The sequence below is a fragment of the Streptomyces sp. Ru72 genome (assembly GCF_002920635.1).
In the GTDB taxonomy this organism is placed as follows: domain Bacteria; phylum Actinomycetota; class Actinomycetes; order Streptomycetales; family Streptomycetaceae; genus Streptomyces.
Genome location: NZ_PQSR01000053.1, coordinates 16,766 through 34,234, shown reverse-complemented (window position 1 = coordinate 34,234; position 17,469 = coordinate 16,766). Strand labels below are relative to the sequence as shown.

The 17,469-nt window shown below is 72.9% G+C and carries 15 protein-coding genes; 13 read left to right on the top strand and 2 right to left on the bottom strand.

Translation table 11 applies throughout. The features are described 5' to 3' along the window. The first annotated feature begins 6 nt into the window (after positions 1-6). Genes C3488_RS23300 through C3488_RS23280 form a run of 5 tightly spaced genes read left to right on the top strand, consistent with a single transcriptional unit; the run spans position 7 to position 10,067 of the window. Positions 7-3,426: a DUF4132 domain-containing protein gene (locus tag C3488_RS23300; protein ID WP_103842386.1), complete on the top strand. Its 3,420-nt coding sequence runs from the start codon at positions 7-9 to the stop codon at positions 3,424-3,426. Further along, complete coding sequence (locus C3488_RS23295) at positions 3,423-4,520, top strand: AAA family ATPase (RefSeq protein WP_103842384.1); 1,098 nt, start codon at positions 3,423-3,425, stop codon at positions 4,518-4,520. Before C3488_RS23300 ends, C3488_RS23295 begins: the two co-directional genes overlap by 4 nt. Then, positions 4,520-6,889, top strand: a complete 2,370-nt coding sequence (locus C3488_RS23290) for a DUF5682 family protein (protein WP_103842382.1) — start codon at positions 4,520-4,522, stop codon at positions 6,887-6,889. The genes C3488_RS23295 and C3488_RS23290 overlap by 1 nt, the downstream gene beginning before the upstream one ends. Next, entirely contained in the window at positions 6,886-8,085 is a 1,200-nt protein-coding gene (locus C3488_RS23285; protein WP_103842380.1) for a VWA domain-containing protein, read from the top strand. Before C3488_RS23290 ends, C3488_RS23285 begins: the two co-directional genes overlap by 4 nt. Next, the gene (locus C3488_RS23280; RefSeq protein WP_103842378.1) at positions 8,082-10,067 is read left to right on the top strand and encodes a hypothetical protein; all 1,986 of its coding nucleotides are present in this window, start codon (positions 8,082-8,084) and stop codon (positions 10,065-10,067) included. The genes C3488_RS23285 and C3488_RS23280 overlap by 4 nt, the downstream gene beginning before the upstream one ends. Before the next feature lie 25 nt (positions 10,068-10,092). Here C3488_RS23280 and C3488_RS23275 read toward each other — a convergent pair whose 3' ends face one another. Both C3488_RS23275 and C3488_RS23270 read right to left on the bottom strand, forming a co-directional pair. Beyond that, positions 10,093-10,302 carry a hypothetical protein gene (locus tag C3488_RS23275; protein WP_146067912.1) on the bottom strand — a complete coding sequence of 70 codons (210 nt, stop codon included), beginning with the start codon at positions 10,300-10,302 and terminating at the stop codon, positions 10,093-10,095. A 237-nt stretch (positions 10,303-10,539) separates the two neighbouring features. Continuing rightward, on the bottom strand, positions 10,540-10,965 hold the full coding sequence (locus C3488_RS23270) for a phage holin family protein (RefSeq protein WP_181139159.1): 426 nt from the start codon (positions 10,963-10,965) through the stop codon (positions 10,540-10,542). Between the two features lie 218 nt (positions 10,966-11,183). Between C3488_RS23270 and C3488_RS23265 the strand changes: the two genes are divergently transcribed. The 8 genes from C3488_RS23265 to C3488_RS40710 all read left to right on the top strand — a co-directional run bounded on the left by C3488_RS23265 (position 11,184) and on the right by C3488_RS40710 (position 17,388). Then, positions 11,184-12,281: a hypothetical protein gene (locus tag C3488_RS23265; RefSeq protein WP_146067911.1), complete on the top strand. Its 1,098-nt coding sequence runs from the start codon at positions 11,184-11,186 to the stop codon at positions 12,279-12,281. A gap of 55 nt (positions 12,282-12,336) precedes the next feature. Further along, a complete protein-coding gene (locus tag C3488_RS23260; protein ID WP_103842370.1) occupies positions 12,337-12,882 on the top strand; it encodes a hemerythrin domain-containing protein in 546 nt (181 codons plus the stop codon). After that, complete coding sequence (locus C3488_RS23255; protein ID WP_103842368.1) at positions 12,879-14,000, top strand: hydrogenase expression protein HypE; 1,122 nt, start codon at positions 12,879-12,881, stop codon at positions 13,998-14,000. The genes C3488_RS23260 and C3488_RS23255 overlap by 4 nt, the downstream gene beginning before the upstream one ends. 8 nt (positions 14,001-14,008) lie before the next feature. Then, entirely contained in the window at positions 14,009-15,802 is a 1,794-nt protein-coding gene (locus C3488_RS23250) for a nickel-dependent hydrogenase large subunit (protein WP_103842366.1), read from the top strand. Continuing rightward, entirely contained in the window at positions 15,795-16,346 is a 552-nt protein-coding gene (locus tag C3488_RS23245; RefSeq protein WP_103842364.1) for a NifU family protein, read from the top strand. The genes C3488_RS23250 and C3488_RS23245 overlap by 8 nt, the downstream gene beginning before the upstream one ends. After that, positions 16,343-16,930, top strand: a complete 588-nt coding sequence (locus C3488_RS23240) for a DUF5947 family protein (protein WP_103842362.1) — start codon at positions 16,343-16,345, stop codon at positions 16,928-16,930. Before C3488_RS23245 ends, C3488_RS23240 begins: the two co-directional genes overlap by 4 nt. A gap of 20 nt (positions 16,931-16,950) precedes the next feature. After that, complete coding sequence (locus C3488_RS23235; protein WP_103842360.1) at positions 16,951-17,157, top strand: hypothetical protein; 207 nt, start codon at positions 16,951-16,953, stop codon at positions 17,155-17,157. Between the two features lie 81 nt (positions 17,158-17,238). Beyond that, positions 17,239-17,388, top strand: a complete 150-nt coding sequence (locus C3488_RS40710) for a hypothetical protein (protein WP_181139158.1) — start codon at positions 17,239-17,241, stop codon at positions 17,386-17,388. The last annotated feature ends 81 nt before the right edge of the window (positions 17,389-17,469 follow it).

Below are 17,469 nucleotides of genomic sequence, written 5' to 3'. Positions count from 1 at the left end.
GGGGTTGTGCGGCAGCTTGGGGAGTCGGCGGAAGACGGTGCGGCAGAAGGGCCGTCCGGCGTCGGTACGCAGGTGGCGGACGGGCACGGGCCCGTGGCGCTGCCCGACGAGGAGTCCTTCCGGATGCCTCCCGCCTGGCGGCGACTGGTGTTTCCGCGGCGCGGCGGGATCGCGCGGACCGTCGAGGGCCTGCACCCCGAAGCCGGGGAGCGGACGGCGCACCGGTTGAAGGAGGAGGCCGACTGGGTCGAGGCGATGCTCACCGCCCCGAAGAGCGACCCGCGGATCGTCGAGGCCACCCGCGCGCATCTGAACGGCAGCCACAACCCCTTGGGGGCCGCCGTGGTGGCCTCGCTGACCTTCCACTATCAGTATCCGGACGGCATCTTCGTCGACGCCTGGGTCAGCGCGCACAGCCTGCCGTTCGCCGCGCGGGCGGTGGTGGAGTACTTCGACGTCGAGCCGCACTACATGCAGTACGGCAGCCGCCGTGAGGACCCCTGGCTCGGTTTCCGCGCAGGAGCCGCCGCCGACAGCGCCTGGGCGCGGCCGAAGTTCGCCGACCGGATGCGCGCCCTGCTGTCCGTGGCCGACGACGAGGCCTACCAGCGGACCGTCGAGGCCCTGGCCCGCTGCAGGACCGACGTGCGCCGCCGCTTCGTCGTGTCGTATCTGCTGCCCACCGAACAGGCGTGGGTCGACGAGTGCTGCGCGGAGGTCGCGGCTGCCGACGGCAGGCTGCGAGAGATGCTGCTGTGCTCGCTGGGCTCCCCGGCGCAACTGGAGCACTTCGGCCGGCGGCCCGGGCTCGGCTGGAACGGCTGGTCCACCGCCCTGGTCGCCACGCTCGCCGAGGGCACCGGCAAGCACTTCGCACCGCTCCTGGACGAGGCCCTCGACCAGGCGTACGGATCCGACCGGCTCAAAGCCCTCGCCGGTGCCCTGGTGGAGCTGCCGACGGACGACGCCTTCCGCGTCCTGCTGGACCGTGTCGAGGACAAGCACGTCCGTCCCCACCTGCTGGAGGCGACGCGGCGCTACCCGGTGCGTGCGCTGCGGCTGCTCGGCGCGGCGGCGACCGGCCCCGGCGAGAACGCATCGATGGCCGGCCGGCTGCTCGGCACGCACGTCCGCGCCCACGCCGACCTGACCGCGGCCGTCCTGCGCGACCTGCCCGCCGAGGCCGCAGCCCTCGTCGCGCCGCTGCTCAGCCGCAGTGACCGGGTGGCCGACGCCCCCGCGGAGGCGCTGCCCCCGCTCCTGGTCAGCCCGCCGTGGACGACGAAGCGCAAGCCCCGCACGGCGCGGGTGGCCGCGGAGACGCCGGCGGCCCCGGAGCCGCGGGTCGTGTGGCAGCCGGGCGAGCAGCAGGCGTGGGCCGACACCGAGAGCTGGTACCGCGGGTGGCGCCGCCAGTACGGCTGGGCCGACGAGATCAAGGCCCTCCAGCAGGGCAGGCAGATGAAGGACGTCCGGGACGTCGCGCTGTTCGTCGACGGACCCGAGGACGTGGTGCGCCCGCTGCTCGCCGAGTGCGCCCCGGAGGACTACTGGGACGGCGAGGCCGCGCTGAAGCCGGTCGCCGCCAAGTACGGGGTGGCCGCCCTGCCGCTGCTGCGGCGCGCCGCCGCCCGCCACCCGAGCACCCTGGGCGGGCTCCTAATGCCCTACCGGGACGTCGAGGTCGCCGAGCTGGTGTGCGACTGGCTGGCACGGCTGAAGTCGGCCGACGCCACGGCCCGCGCCTGGCTGGCGCGCCACGGTCTGGACGCCGTCGCCGTGCTCGCACCGCACGCGGTGGGGCCGGTCGGCACGGTCCGGCGCGGCGCCGAGAAGGCGTTGCGGCTGATGGCCGACGCCCACGGCGGCGAGGCGGTGCTGGCGGCAGTGGCCGCATGCGGCCCGGAGGCCGCGGGCATCGTTGAGGAGGCACTGTCCGCCGACCCTCTGGTCAGCGCCCTGCCCACGCGCATACCGGCTGTCGGCGCCTGGGCCGACCCGGCGCTGCTGCCGCAGATCCTGCTCACCGAGGGCGGCGCCCTGCCCGCCCACGCGGTGCGCCACGTCCTGACGATCCTCGCGCTGTCCAAGCCCGGCGAGACCTACCAGGGCCTGGAGGTGCTCAGGGAGCACTGCACCGCCGACTCCCTCGCCGCTTTCGTCTGGGGCCTGTTCGAGCAGTGGCAGCTGGCCGGGATGCCGGCGAAGGAGAGCTGGGCGCTGCATGCGCTCGGCTGGTTCGGGAACGACGACACGGTGCGCCGCCTCACCCCCGTGCTGCGCGCCTGGCCGGGCGAGGGCGCCCACCACCGCGCCGTGGAGGGACTGGGCGTGCTGGCGAGCATCGGCACCGACGTGGCGCTGATGCATCTGCACGGAATCGCCCAGCGGGTGCCCTTCAAGGCGCTGAAGCTCCGCGCGCAGGAGAGGATCGCCGAGGTCGCCGAGGAGCTGGGGCTCACCGGCGAACAGCTGGGCGACCGGCTCGTGCCCGACCTCGGCCTCGACGCGAACGGCGGCACCGTCATCGACTACGGCCCCCGGCAGTTCACCGTCGGCTTCGACGAGCAGCTGCGCCCCTACGTCCGGGACGCCGACGGCAAGCCGCGCAAGGCCCTGCCCGCGCCCGGCGTCAAGGACGACCCGGAGCTGGCACCGGCGGAGCGCAAGCGGTTCGCCGCGCTGAAGAAGGACGTCCGCACGATCGCCGCCGACCAGGTGCGGCGGCTGGAGGCGGCGATGGTGGCCCAGCGCACCTGGACCGCCGCGGAGTTCCGGGAGCTGTTCGTCGCCCACCCTCTGGTGTGGCACCTGGTCCGCCGCCTGGTGTGGCTCAGCGACGACGGACCCGGGGACGGCTCGGGCGGGACGAGGGCCTTCCGGGTGGCGGAGGACCGCACCTTCGCCGACGTCCACGACGACGAGCTGATCCTGCCCGAGGAGGCCACCGTCCGGGTGGCGCACCCGCTGCACCTGGGTGATGATCTGGCGGCCTGGTCGGAGTTGTTCGCCGACTACGAGATCCTCCAGCCGTTCCCGCAGCTGGGCCGGGCCGTGCACGCGCTGACCGAGGAGGAGGCCGCCGGGCACCGGCTGGCCCGGTTCGAGGGCGCGACCGTACCGGTCGGCAAGCTGCTCGGCCTGACCAAGCGTGGCTGGGAGCGCGGCGAGCCGCAGGACGCGGGCGTGGAGCGCTGGTTCCACCGGCGCATCGACGACGGCCACTACGTGGTGATCGGACTCGACGAGGGGATCGCCGTGGGCGTGCCGGACATGTTCCCCGACCAGACCTTCGAGACGGTCTGGCTCGACTCCCGGCCCTACGACTACTGGCCGAGCCGGACATACCCGCTGCGCTTCGGCGATCTGGACCCGGTCATCGCCTCCGAGATCCTCGCCGACCTCACGGAGGTGACCGCCAAGTGACCGCCGCCGTCGAAGAGACCGGCGAGGCCCTGCTCCAGCGGCCGCCCGCCGAGCTGCGCCACGCCGACGAACTCGCCGCCCTGCGCGCGTCGGACGACGATCCCCGTCCCCCCGGCTGGCAGCTCAGCCTGCGGGCCGCCCGCCGCTTCATCGTCGGTGACGAACAGGCGGGCATCGGCCGTAAGTTCGTCGGCGACGTCTCCCTCGTGGAGCGGGCCCTGGTGACGCTGGCGACCAACCGCGGCCTGATGCTCGTGGGCGAGCCCGGCACCGCCAAGTCGCTGCTGTCGGAGCTGATCGCGGCGGCCGTCAGCGGCAGCTCCGCGCTCACGGTGCAGGGCGGCGCGGCCACGACCGAGGACCAGATCAAGTACTCCTGGAACTACGCCCTGCTGGTCTCCGAGGGTCCGTCCCCGCGCTCGCTGGTGCCCGCGCCGATGCTGCGCGGCATGGCGGAGGGCCGGATCGTACGCTTCGAGGAGATCACCCGCTGCCCGCTGGAGGTGCAGGACTGCCTGCTGTCCCTGCTGTCCGACCGGGTCATCACCATTCCTGAACTGGACGGTCCGCAGGGCCTGGTCTTCGCCAGGCAGGGCTTCAACGTCATCGCCACCGCCAACACCCGCGACCGGGGCGTCAACGAGATGAGCGCCGCGCTCAAACGGCGGTTCAACTTCGAGACGGTGTTCCCCATCGCCGACTTCGACACCGAGCTCGCCCTCGTCGAGGCCGAGGCCACGGCACTGCTGCGGCAGTCCGGGGTCGAGCCGCCGCCGCGTCGGGACGTGCTGGAGGTGCTGGTGGGCACCTTCCGCGAACTGCGGGGCAGCGCGGCGCAGGGCGAGCGGCTGTCCACGGTGATGAGCACCGCGGAGGCGGTGTCCGTGGCACACGCGGTCGGGGTACGGGCCTGGTTCCTGCGCGGGGAGCCGGGCAGCGCCGCCGACGTGGTGGCGTGCCTCGCCGGTACGGCCGCCAAGGACAGCCCCGAGGACCTGGCCCGCTTGCGCCGCTTCCTTCAGCAGGAGGCCCCGCGCCGCACCGGGTCGCAGTGGCAGGCCCTGTACGACGCACGTCATCTCCTGGCCGGCTGATGCCGGCCGGGAACTCGCCCGTCTTCCTCGGGGTCCGTCACCACTCCCCCGCCTGCGCGCGCCTGGTGGCCCGGACGATCGCCTCCCTGCGGCCGGCGTACGTACTGGTGGAGGGGCCGGCGGACATGAACGACCGGCTGGAGGAACTGCTGCTCGGGCACACGCTGCCGATCGCCGTGTTCAGCCACTACCGCGACGAGCAGCGCGTGGCGACGTCCTGGACACCGCTGTGCGACTACTCCCCGGAGTGGATCGCCCTGCGGGAGGGGCGGGCGGCGGGGGCCCAGGTGCGCTTCATCGACCTGCCTGCCTGGCATCCGGCGCTCGCGGAGGACGGCGACCGGTACGCCAACCGGTATGCGGACGCCGAGGCGAGGTACGCGGAGGCGACGAGACGGCTGTGCACGCGCTTCGCCGTCGATTCGGTGGACGCCCTGTGGGACGGGTTGTTCGAGGTGACCGGCCTCGGGGACGCCGACGGTTCCGGGGCCGGCGGCGAACCGGGCGACGCGGAGGACCTGCGTGCCCGGCTCGACGCCTACTTCGCCCTGGTGCGCGGCGACGCGCAGGCGGATCCGGGAGACCGGGCGCGCGAGGAGTACATGGCGTCCTGGGTGCGCGCCGCGCTGGCTCGGGCCGAAGACCGCCCGGTGCTGGTGGTCACCGGCGGCTTCCACCAGCCTGCGCTGCGCGCCCTGTCCGCCCTGCCGGCCCCGGAGGGGGACGGCGGGACCGACTGGCCGAGTGTGCCCGAACCGCCCGAAGGAGCGCTCGGCGGCAGCTTCCTGGTGCCCTACTCCTTCCACCGACTGGACGCCTTCACCGGCTACCGGTCCGGCATGCCCTCGCCCGGCTACTACCAGCAGCTGTGGGAGACCGGCCCGGCAAAGGCCGCGCGGGGCCTGCTGCACGCGGTCACCGAGCGGCTGCGCACCCGTGGGATCCGGCTCTCGACGGCCGACCTGATCGCCGCCCGCACCCTGTCCCAGGGGCTGGCCCGACTGCGCGGTCATCCGTACGAGACCCGGGTGGACGTCCTCGACGGCCTGGCCGGCGCCGTGATCGCGGACGACCTGGACCGGCCGCTGCCGTGGACCACCCGAGGCACACTCGGCGCCGGCACCCATCCGGTGGTGGTGGAGATGGTCGCCGCCTGCACGGGCGAGGCCGTGGGCCGGCTGCACCCGGACACGCCGCTGCCCCCGCTGGTGCACGATGTGGCCGCGCAGCTCGCCCGCCTGGGTCTGGCCGACGCCGACGCGCCGGTCACTCTCGACCTGACGAGGGCTGAGGACCTGTCCCGCAGCCGCGCGCTGCACCGGCTGCGCGTGCTGGGCGTTCCGGGCTTCAGCCGGGTCTCGGGCCCGGCCGACGGAGCCGACCCGGTCTTCAGCGAGGTGTGGGAGCCAGAGCCGGCAGCCCGGCGCGAGGCCGCTCTCATCGAGGCGGGCGCCTACGGGGCCCGTCTGGACGAGGCCGCCGCGGCGCTGCTCGGCGAGCGGGTGCACGCGGCGGGCCCGGCGGTCGGTGCGCTGGCCGGGTTGCTGTTCGACGCCGTGCTGTGCGGGGTCGGGCCCCTCTGCGAGGACCTGCTGGTGTCCCTCGCGGCCGGGGTGGGGCAGGTCGGCGATCTGGGGGCGCTCGGCGAGGTACTGGCGGCGACGCTCGGCCTGTGGCGGCACGACCGGGTGTTCGGCGTGGCCCGCGACAAGCTGCTGGGCGCTGTGGTCGGCGGCGCCGCCGACCGGGTGTTCTGGCTGGCGGAGGGCCTGCACGGCGACCGCGGTGTGGACCTTCCCCGGCTGCGTGCCCTGGCGGCCGCGCGGGACGCGCTGCGGCACGCGCCCGACCTGCTGTCGGTCACCCCGCAGGCCGCCGCCGAGGCCGCCGCGCGCATCAGCCGCGATCCGCGCGCCCCCGCCGATCTGCGCGGCGCCGCGTTCGGGCTGCGCTGGGCACTGGGTGTCCCGGACGATCCCGGACCGGTGGTGCGGGCGCTGGCCTCGGCCGCCGTGGACACCCTCGGCGACTGGCTGACCGGCCTGTTCGCCGTGGCCCGTGAGGAGGTGGCGCGGGCCACCGCGACCGGCGGGGACTCCCTGGTCGACGTCGTGGACGGCGTCGTGTCGGCGATGGCCGAGGGCGACTTCCTCACCGGCCTGCCCGCGCTCCGGCAGGCCTTCGCCTTTTTCCCGCCCCGCGAACGGGAGCGCATCGCCGAGCACCTGCTGCACCGCCGCGGCCTGCGCGGCTCGGCGCGCTCCCTGCTGCGCACCTCAGCCGACCCCCTGCTGCAGGCCCGCGCCCGGGCCCTGGAGGAGAACGTGATCCAACTGCTCGACCGCCACGGCCTGGGGGCGCCCCGATGACCTCCACGCCGCCCGAACCCGTACCGGAGCCGTCCGGGACGCCGTCGGCCCCCGACCCGGGCCTGGAGCGCTGGCGGCTCGTCCTGGGCGCCGCCGCCGAACGCCGCACCGGACCCCTGCACGGCGCGGCCGCCGCGCGGGACGCCGCCCTGGAGTGGCTCTACGGCCGCGACGAGGACCTGCGCCGACGTGGGGTGCGCCGCGGTACGGCGGACTCCCGCGAGGGCGGCACCGGCCCGTCCCGACCGACCGCCGTCGACTGGCTGGACGACATCCACCGCCTCTTCCCCAAGACGACGGTGGAACGGCTGGAGCGCGACGCGGTGGAGCGGTACCAGATCCATGAGATCGTCACCGACCCGGACGTCCTCGCCCGCGTCGAACCGAGCCAGACCCTCCTGCGCGCCGTCCTGCGCACCAAGCACCTGATGAACCCCGAGGTGCTGGCGGCGGCCCGGCGGATCGTCGAGACGGTCGTACGGCAGCTGATGGAGCGTCTGCGGCCCGAGGTGCACCGCGCGTTCACCGGTTCCCGCTCCCGCCGCCCCAGCCGGCTGCCGATCGCCCGGGACTTCGACTTCCGTGCCACCATCCGCGCCAACCTCGCCCACTACCAGCCCGAGGAGCGCCGCATCCTCATCCAGCGGCCGCACTTCCACTCCCGCACCCGCCGCCACCTGGAACAGTGGCAACTGGTGCTGCTGGTCGACCAGTCCGGCTCCATGGCCGGCTCGGTGATCCACTCGGCGGTCACGGCCGCCTGCCTGTGGAGCCTGCCGGGTCTGAAGACGCACCTGGTCGCCTTCGACACCGCGGTGGTCGACCTGACCTCCGACGTGACCGACCCGGTGGAGCTGCTGATGCGGGTACAGCTCGGCGGCGGCACCGACATCGCGCGGGCCGTCGACTACGGCGCGTCGCTGGTCGAGAACCCGCGGCGGGCCATCGTCGCCCTCGTGTCCGACTTCTACGAGGGCGGCGACCCGTACCGCCTGGTGCGCACCGTGCGGCACCTGGTCGAGCAGGGCACGACCGTGCTGTGCCTGGCCGCCCTCGACGAGGCCGCCGATCCCGTCTACGACCGTGCCCTGGCCGGGCGGCTGGCCGAGGCGGGCGCCCCGGTGGGCGCGATGACGCCGGGCGCGCTCGCGGAGTTCGTCGCCGAGCACATCGGCCGGGGAGGGCAGACCCGATGACCCGTGCGGACCTGCTGGTGCTCACGCCGGAGACCCTCGCGTCGCTCGCCAACCGCGGCCTCGTCAAGCGCGCCGAGAAGGACCTGGCGGCCGGCTCCGGGCCGGTGGTGACGACCGGCGACGACGGCACCGTACGCGGCGCCTTCCCGGACGGCACGGAAACCGCGCTCCCTGCGGGCACCGCCCTGGACGCCGCCGACTGCAGCTGCGCCGCACCGGGCGTGTGCCGGCACCGGATCGCGCTGGTGCTGGCCTACCAGCGATCCGCGCCCTCGGCGCCGGAGGGCCCTCAGGCGGCCGAGGAGCCGTTCACCGACTGGTCGCCGGCCGAGTTCGACGACGACGCGCTGGGCAGGGCGCTGGGCCGCTCCTCTGTGACCGCCGCCCGCCGCACCAGGGACCGCGGCTACACGGCCCGTGTGCACCGGCCCACCGCCGGCGACCCGGCGCCCCGCGTGGAACTGCCCACCTGCACCGTCCGCTTCCCGGTCCCGCACGAACTGGGCTACGCCCTCTGCGACGCGGCGGCTCCGCTGCGCGGCGAGGTCGTCACCCTGGCGGTCTGGGCGTTCCGCGCCGCGGACGCCGAACAGGTGGAGGAAGTGACCGTCGGTGGCCGCAGGACCGCCCCGGCCGGAGCCGACGAGGCGCTTCGCGCGGCCGTGGCCCTCGCCGACGAACTCCTCCTGGACGGTGTGCCACAGGCGGGGCCGGTCTTCACCGGCTCACTGCGCCGCGCCGAACAGGCGCTGACCGCCGTCTCCCACCACTGGCCCGCCGGCGCGGTGGCCGACCTGCGGGACCAGTTGGAGGCCTACGCGGCCCGCGCGAGTCGCTACGCCCCCGAACGCCTGGCCCTGCTCCTTGCCGAGCTGCACGCCCGGCACCGCGGGGCCGATCGCAACCGGGTCGGCGTGCTGGGGACCTCGGAGGCACCGGTGACGCCGCTGCGGCGGGTGCGTCTGGTGGCGCTGGGCTGCCGGATCGGCGGCACCGCCCGGGACCGTACGGCAGAGACGTACTTCGCGCACGCCGAGGCCGGCACGGCGTTGGTCCTGCGCAAGCGGTGGGAGCTGACGGATTATCAGGCACCCACCGGCCACGAGCTGTCGTCCCGCCGCCTCCTCGGTTCCCCGCTGCGCGCGCTGGCCACGGCCAACGTCGTCAGCGAGCACACCGCTCGGGCCGCCGACCGCACGGTCGTCCTCTCGCGGGGCCGGATCGCCGCGACCAGCATCACACCGGTCGGCTCCGCCTGGACGGAACTGCCGGACAGCCTGCTGCTGCGGGACACCGCCGCACACCTGCGGGAGGCCGGCGAGCGCCCGCCACGCCTGATCCGCCCCCGGGTCGCGGCGGAGGCGGTACGGGTGATCGCGGTGGACACCGTGGACGACATCGGCTACGACCCCGCCGGACAGCGCCTGGAAGCGCTGCTGCGCGATCCCGCGGGCAACCCCGTCCACCTCCGCGCCGAGTACAACCCGCTGTGCCCCGGCGGCCTGGACGCCCTGGCCGCGGACCTGGCCGACGGCCAGGTCCGCTGCGTCAGCGGCATGCTGGGCCGGGCCCGCGGCCGGATCGTCCTGGACCCGCTGGCCGTCCTCACCTCGAAGGGCGTCACCGTCCCGGACTTCGCCCCGGGCGAGGGCGACACCAGCCTCACCACGATCGGCCCCCGCCCGTCCGACCCGATCACGACGGCCCTCGAGTCGGCACTCACCGCCCTGGCCGACGCGGCCCATCACGGCATACGCCACCTCACCGGCACGTCCCGCACCACCCTCGCGGACACTGCCGCACACCTGCGCCGCACCGGCCTGCACACAGCCGCCCGCCTCGTGGACGCCCTGACCGGGACCCTGCACGCCCAGGGCGCGACGGCGGCCGTCCCCCACTGGGTGGCTGCCCAGATCCATCTGACGACGAGTCTGGACCTGCACCAGGAGAACGCGCCGGAGAGACCGGCGGCGGCAAGGTGAGGCAGACACTGATGTCAGGCGGTGGTCACGGGCGTCGGCAGCCGCCGCCCCCCGCGGGCGGCCGGACGGCGCCGGGCGGCGCCACCGAGGCGAAGGCCATGCGGAACAGGTCCCAGGCGGTCGCGTCACCGACGGGTGCACTGCCGCCCTGCCCGGCTCGCAGCCGCCGGTGCGCGGCCTCGGTGAACGCGGTACCGGAGCGAGCCGGTTCGGAGCCGACCGGGATCATCTCCACGGACACCCCTTCCTTCCGTACGCGCCGTCGATGGACCGACGGCCCACACGGCGCGCGAGCGTGGTGCCGCCCGGCAGGGTCATGGTTCGCCCGGATGGCCCCGACCCGACCCCGCAGCCTGCCACCCCGGCACCCCGCATGCGCCCCCGCCCCGCATACGCGCCGCACCGACTCCCCCGCGTCCACCCGAACAGCCCAACGCGGCCGAGCCGTCCGGATCGCCGGGATTCGGCGCTCTCAGTCGGCCCCCTTCTCCCCCTCACCCCTGCGCACCCCCGCCGGAACGGCCTCCCGTGCCCGGTCCAGTGCATCCGCCGACGCCTGGCCGGCGGCGCGTACCCGGTTGCGGGCCGCGGCGCCCAGCAGCGCGCCGCCCGTCGCGTAGGCGCAGGCCAGCACGGCCGACGCGCGGGCGCCCGGCAGAGCCGGCTCCAGGGCACGCAGAGCCGTCTCGTGGGCCGACCACAGGGCCAGCAGGCCACACACCCCGGCTGCGCCCAGCAGCGCTCCGCCCGCTCCGATCCGGCGCAACGCCGCCCTGACCTCGCCCTGCACCGCGATGATCTCTTGGCGGGCGAGCTGCGCCGTGTCCTGGGCCAGCCGCGCCGCCGCGTCGCCCACTCGGCTCCTGCCCTCCGCCGGGTCGTCGCCTTGCATGCGCATCGCTGCCGCCTCCGTCTCGTTCCGCATCGGGTTCCCGCCGAGGCCGACGGCCGTCAGTCACCTCCCCGCAGTACCCGCTCAGACCGTGCCGACACGACGACTCCCCGCCACTCTCGACGCACACTCACCCATCCGCGCTCAATGCGCGCCCATCGCAATAAAAGGTGTGATCGTTGTAAACCACTGCATTACGCACAGTAGGTAAGTGAGGAGTTACGGTGAGCGACCCCTTGGGTGAAACCGTGAGCGTGCATTCCGCGGTCGAAGAGGCGTGCGCCGTGGCCGACGCCGTCCTCTACGAGGGATACCTGCTCTACCCGTACCGCCGCTCGTCGGCCAAGAACCGGGTGCGCTGGCAGTTCGGCATCCTCGCCCCTCGCGCCTGGGCCGAGGCCCACGGCCCGGTGACGGCCGGCGTCTCGGGGTCCGTGGAGTCCTGGCAGCAGCAGACCGAGTGCCTGTTGCGCGCACGGCCCGGCGCCGTGGTGCGGGTGCGCGTGCGCTATCTGCAGATGCAGTACCGAGGCGTGGAGCGACGGGACGAGGACGGTCACCACACGCCGGTGGACTCGCTGGAGACCGGCGGTACGGTCCAACTGTCCTTCGACGAGGCGATGCCACGCGAGACCGACCTCACCGCTCCGCTCGCCGAACTCCTCGCTCATGACGCGGAGTTCACCTTCGGCGCTCCCGGTGGCCAAGAGACCGAGCCCCTGCCCGCAGACGCGGGGCGCCTGGTGCGCCGCCGCTCCCCCGTCGAGGCGCGCACCACACTGCACGTCGAACCCGTCGCCGACACCGACTCCTTGTACCGCCTGCGCGTCCGCACCGAGAACACCGGCAGTGCGACGCCGCCCGACGCTCCCCGCGACGAGGCCCTGCGGCACTCGCTCATCGCGGCGCACACCTTGGTCGGCGGTGAGGGGCTCGGCTTCTACTCCTCGATCGACCCGCCCGAGGACATCGCGCCGTACGTGAGGGAATGCCGCAACCTGCACACCTTCCCGGTGCTCGCGGGCCCGGAGGGGTCCGACTCGCTCGTCCTGTCGTCGCCGATCATCCTGCCCGACCACCCGCAGGTGGCGCCGGAGAGCCCCGGCGACCTGCACGACGCCGCGGAGATCGACGAGATCCTGACCCTTCGGACACTGCTGCTCACGGACGACGAGAAACGCGAGGCACGCGCGACGGACCCGCGGGCCGCGCGGATCCTCGACCGGGTGGAGACCATGCCGCCCGAGGTGCTCGCCCGGCTGCACGGCGCCATCCGCTCCCTCGCCCCCGCCCCGGCACCGTCCCCCTCTTCCGCCTCCTAGCCGGCGGATCCCCCCACCTCTTCTGCCGCCACCGTCCCCGACCAGGAAGGCCGTAATGGACGCCATCGAGTTGCTGATGCACGACCACCGGATGGTCGAGCAGCTGTTCCGCGACTACCACGCCGCCGCCTCACCAGCGCAGCGCCGGGCCGTGGTGGAAACCCTGGTCCGCGAGCTGTCCAAGCACGCGGCGCTCGAGGAGCTGATGGTCTACCCGCTGGCCAAGAAGGTCCTGTCGGACGGGGACCAGCGGATCCGGGAGCACCTGAGCGAGCACAGAGCGGTCAAGGAGACCCTCCTGGCCCTGGACAAGCAGTCCGGGGACGACGAGCGCACGAGCGAACTCATGGACGAGCTGCGGCGCGAGGTCGAGGAGCACATCCGCGAGGAGGAGGGCGAGCTGATGCCCCTGCTCCGCGACGCGGTCTCCGAGGAGGAGCTGCTGCGGCTCGGCAAACTCCTGGCGCGGTCCAAGCAGACCGCCCCGACCCGACCGCACCCCAACGCGCCGGACGAGCCTCCCGCCCTGGCTTTCGCCGGACCGGTGGCCGCGGCCTACGACCGCCTTAGGGACCGACTGCAAGGGAGGCCGAGGACATGACCGTCGAAAGCGGTACCACGGAGGTCAGCCAGCAGCCCACGAGGGCTGAACAGAGGAACGGCTTCGACGAGATCCATATCCTGTGGATCTCCGAGGGCATGAGCTGTGACGGGGACACCGTCTCCATGACGGCGTCCGGCCAGCCGGCGATCGAGGACATCGTCGCCGGACTGGTGCCGGGCCTGCCCAAGGTCAACCTGCACAACAAGGTGCTCTCCCCGAGCCTTGGGGGCGAGCACTTCCTCGCCCCCTTCCGCGCGGCGGCCCGCGGTGAACTGTCGCCGTTCATCCTGGTCATCGAGGGCTCGATCCCCAACCAGAACATCATCGAGGGCGACGGCTACTGGACGTCGTTCGGCAACGACCAGGACACCGGCGAACCGCTCACCCTCAACTGGTGGATCGACAACCTCGCGCCCAAGGCCTGGGCGGTCGTCGCCGCAGGCACCTGCGCGACGTACGGCGGGATCCACGCGATGGCGGGCAACCCCACGGGATGCATGGGCCTCGCGGACTACCTCGGCTGGGACTTCAAGTCGCAGGGCGCGCTGCCCATCGTCAACGTGCCCGGCTGCCCGATCCAGCCGGAGAACTTCATGGAGACCCTCACCTGGGTGCTCTACCACGCGGCCGGCTCGGCGCCGCCGCCCCCGCTGGACCACATGCTGCGCCCGCAGTGGCTGTTCGGGAAGACGGTGCACGAGGGGTGCGACCGGGCGGCCTACTACGAGCAGGCCGACTTCGCGAAGGACTACAACTCCCCCAAGTGCCAGGTCAAGGTGGGCTGCTGGGGCCCGGTCGTCAACTGCAACGTGCCCAAGCGCGGCTGGATGGCCGGCATCGGCGGCTGCCCGAACGTCGGGGGCATCTGCATCGGCTGCACGATGCCCGGTTTCCCGGACGCCTTCATGCCGTTCATGGACGAACCGACGGGCGGCACCCTCTCGTCCGCTGTGATCAGGCCCTACGGGGCCGTGATCCGGCGCCTGCGCGGCATCACCAACATGGCCGTCAACCGTGAGCCCAAGTGGCGCCACAACAAGGACAGGTTGACGAGCGGCTACGACCCGTACTGGCGCCCCGACGGGCGCAGGCGACAGCGAGAGAGAGCGAGGTAGGCACGGACATGACGGCAACCGAGGCGCGGGCCGCGGCGCGAAAGCCCGCGCAGATCGTGGACATGTCCTGGGATCCGATCACGCGGATCATCGGCAATCTCGGCATCTACACGAAGATCGACTTCGCGAACCGCGAGGTGGTGGAGTGCCACAGCACGTCCTCGCTCTTCAGGGGCTACTCCGTCTTCATGAAGGGCAAGGACCCCCGTGACGCGGGTTTCATCACCTCGCGCATCTGCGGGATCTGCGGTGACAACCACACGACGTGTTCCAACTACGCCCAGCAGATGGCCTACGGGGTCAAGCCGCCGCGACTGGCGGAGACCATCGTCAACCTGGGCGAAGCGGCCGAGTACATGTTCGACCACACCATCTTTCAGGACAACCTGGTGTTCGTCGACTTCTGTGAGGCCATGGTCAAGGCCACCAACCCGAGCGTCATGGCCCGGGCCGAGCGCACCGAGGCCCGCAACGGCTACATCCACGGCTACCGGACCATCGCCGACATCATGCGCGCCTTCAACCCGTTCGAGGGCGAGATGTACAAGGAGGCGCTCAAGGTCAGCCGCATCACCCGGGAGATGTTCTGCCTGATGGAGGGGCGCCATGTGCACCCGTCCACGCTGTATCCGGGCGGGGTCGGCACCATGCCCGAGCCGACCACGTTCACCGACTACCTCTCCCGGCTGCTGCGGGTCCTGGACTTCATCAAGCAGGCCGTGTCGATGAACGACGACGTCTTCGACTTCTTCTACGAGGCGCTGCCCGGCTACGAGGAGGTGGGCCGCCGCCGGATCCTGCTCGGCTGCTGGGGCGCCTGGCAGAACCCGGACGTCGTGGACTACCGCTACGAGACGATGAGCGACTGGGGCAAGGCGATGTTCGTCACCCCGGGCATCATCGTGGACGGCAGTCTCGTCACCAACGACCTGGTCGACATCAACCTGGGCATGCGGATCCTGCTGGGCAGCTCGTACTACGAGGACTGGGTGAACGAGAATCCGTTCGTCACCCACGACCCGCTCGGCAACGCCGTCGACATGCGCCACCCGTGGAACCAGACGACGGTGCCGGTACCTCAGAAGCGGAACTTCGAGGGCAACTACAGCTGGGTGATGAGCCCGCGCTGGTACGACAAGAACACCGCCGAGCACCTTGCGCTGGACACCGGCGGCGGCCCGCTCGCCCGGCTGTGGTCGACGGCGCTCAACGGGCTGGTCGACACGCCGTATGTGAAGGCCACCGGGCACAGCGTGCGCATCTCCCTGCCCAAGAGCGACAAGCTGCCGGAGATGACGTTCGAGTGGAAGATCCCCCAGTGGAGCAACACGATCGAACGCGACCGGGCCCGGCCGTACTTCGTCGCCTACTCCGCCGCCATGGCCTTCTTCTTCCTGGAGCGGGCGATGGACCAGGTCCGCAGCGGTGACACCAAGATCTTCGAGAACTACGAGGTGCCGGACGAGGCGATCGGCTGCGGCTTCCACGAGGCGGTGCGGGGTGTCCTCTCCCACCACCTGGTGATCAAGGACAAGAAGATCGCGAACTACCACCCGTACCCACCGACGCCGTGGAACGCGAGCCCCCGGGACCACTACGGCACCCCCGGACCGTACGAGGACGCCGTGCAGGGCCAGCCGATCTTCGAGGAGAACGGCCCGGACGACTTCAAGGGCGTCGACATCATGCGCACCGTCCGCAGCTTCGACCCCTGCCTGCCCTGCGGTGTCCACATGTACCTCGGCAAGGGCAACACGCTGACCAAGCTGCACTCGCCCACCTTCGGAGCGGCTCATGGATGACTCCACACGGCTGGGCGAAGCGGCGGTCGTGGAGCGGCTCTCCCGCCTCGACGGACTGCTCGAACAGCTGGAAGCAGCTCCGGGTCCGATGACCGGGACGGTGATCGAGGCGGTGCGGACCCTCACCGAGATCTACGGCGAGGCCCTGGCCCGCGTCCTGGACGCCGCCGACCCCGCCCTGGTCGACCGTATGGCCGCTGACGACCTCGTCGGCCATCTCCTGGTGCTGCACGACATCCACCCCGAACCGCCCGAGGTGCGGGCGGCCCGCGCCGTGGACGGCCTGCGCCCGGCGGTGCGGGAGCGGGGCGGGGACGTGGAGCTGGCGGGCGTCGAGGAGGGGGTCGCCCGGGTGCGGCTCGCCGCCAAGGGGTGCGGATCCTCCGCGGCCTCGCTGGAGGAGGCGGTCCGCGAGGCCGTGCTCGCCCTGGCGCCCGAACTCTCCGGCGTCGAAAGGGCGCCTGGTGACGACGTGAGGCCCCCCGCCTTCGTCCCGGTCGACACGCTCACCGTGCGCACGGTGTCCGCCGGGGAGCGGTCGTGACCACCGGCGCGCTGGCCCGCGTCATCCGCTCGGCCGCCGCCCGGCGGCCGGACGTGGAGCGGTGCGACCTGTGCGGGGCCGACGTCGAGCCCGAGCACCGGCATCTGTACGACACTGGGCAGGAGGAGGTGCTGTGCGCGTGCCGGCCCTGCTCCCTGCTCTTCGTGGAGGAGGAGGCGAGTGAGGGGCGGTACCGGCTGGTGCCTCGGCGCCGGGTGCGGCTCCCCGAGGTGAGCACCCGGGAACTCGGTGTGCCGGTGGGCCTGGCGTTCTTCGTACGGCACTCGGACGGCACCGTGAGCGCGCACTACCCGAGCCCCGCGGGCGCCACCCGCTGGGAGGCGGACCCGGGGGCCTGGCGTGACGTGGTCGCCCGGTGTCCCCCGCTCGCCGGTCTCGCACCGGAGGTGGAGGCACTGCTGGTGAACACCGCATGGGCCGCGAAGCACCACTGGATCGTCCCGATCGACGACTGCTTCCGGATGGTCGCGCTCGTCCGGCGGGAGTGGCGGGGCCTGTCCGGCGGCAGCCGGGTGTGGCCCGCCGTCGAACGGTTCTTCGCGGAGCTGACCGAACAACCGTAGGACCCGGCAAGGAGCTGACGATGGGCAGGATCCGAGTAGGCAGACCGCAGGTCAAAACCTATACGCCCCGGCACGTCACCGGGCTGCACCAGGGGAACAAGGGCCCCTACCACCGGCAGCCCGGACACCACAAGGACGGCACCGCCGACGCGCGGCGCTCGACCGGGATCCACTGGAAGAAGCACAACGCGATCATGAAGATGATGCCGAGCCTGTCCCCGGGGTGAGGTTCGGTCAGGCCTGACGGGCCCTGAGGCCGCGCCCGACTCGGGCGCGGCCGCACACACGACGAGCGAGGAGTACGGAAGATGACGGCCAGACGAGTGCTGATGGCGGAGGCGCTGATCGTGGGCGGCTTGGCGCTGACCCTGCTGGTGAGGGAGATGCCCGGAATCATGCGCGAGGTCAGGATCTGGCGGATGGTTGCGTTCCGGCACGGCTCCCGGCACCCCCGCTGAACCGTGGGCGTACGGTGTGTCACCTGGCCGGAAAGCTCCGTTCGCCCGTAATGTCCGTTCCTGTTCACGCGTCCGGCGCGA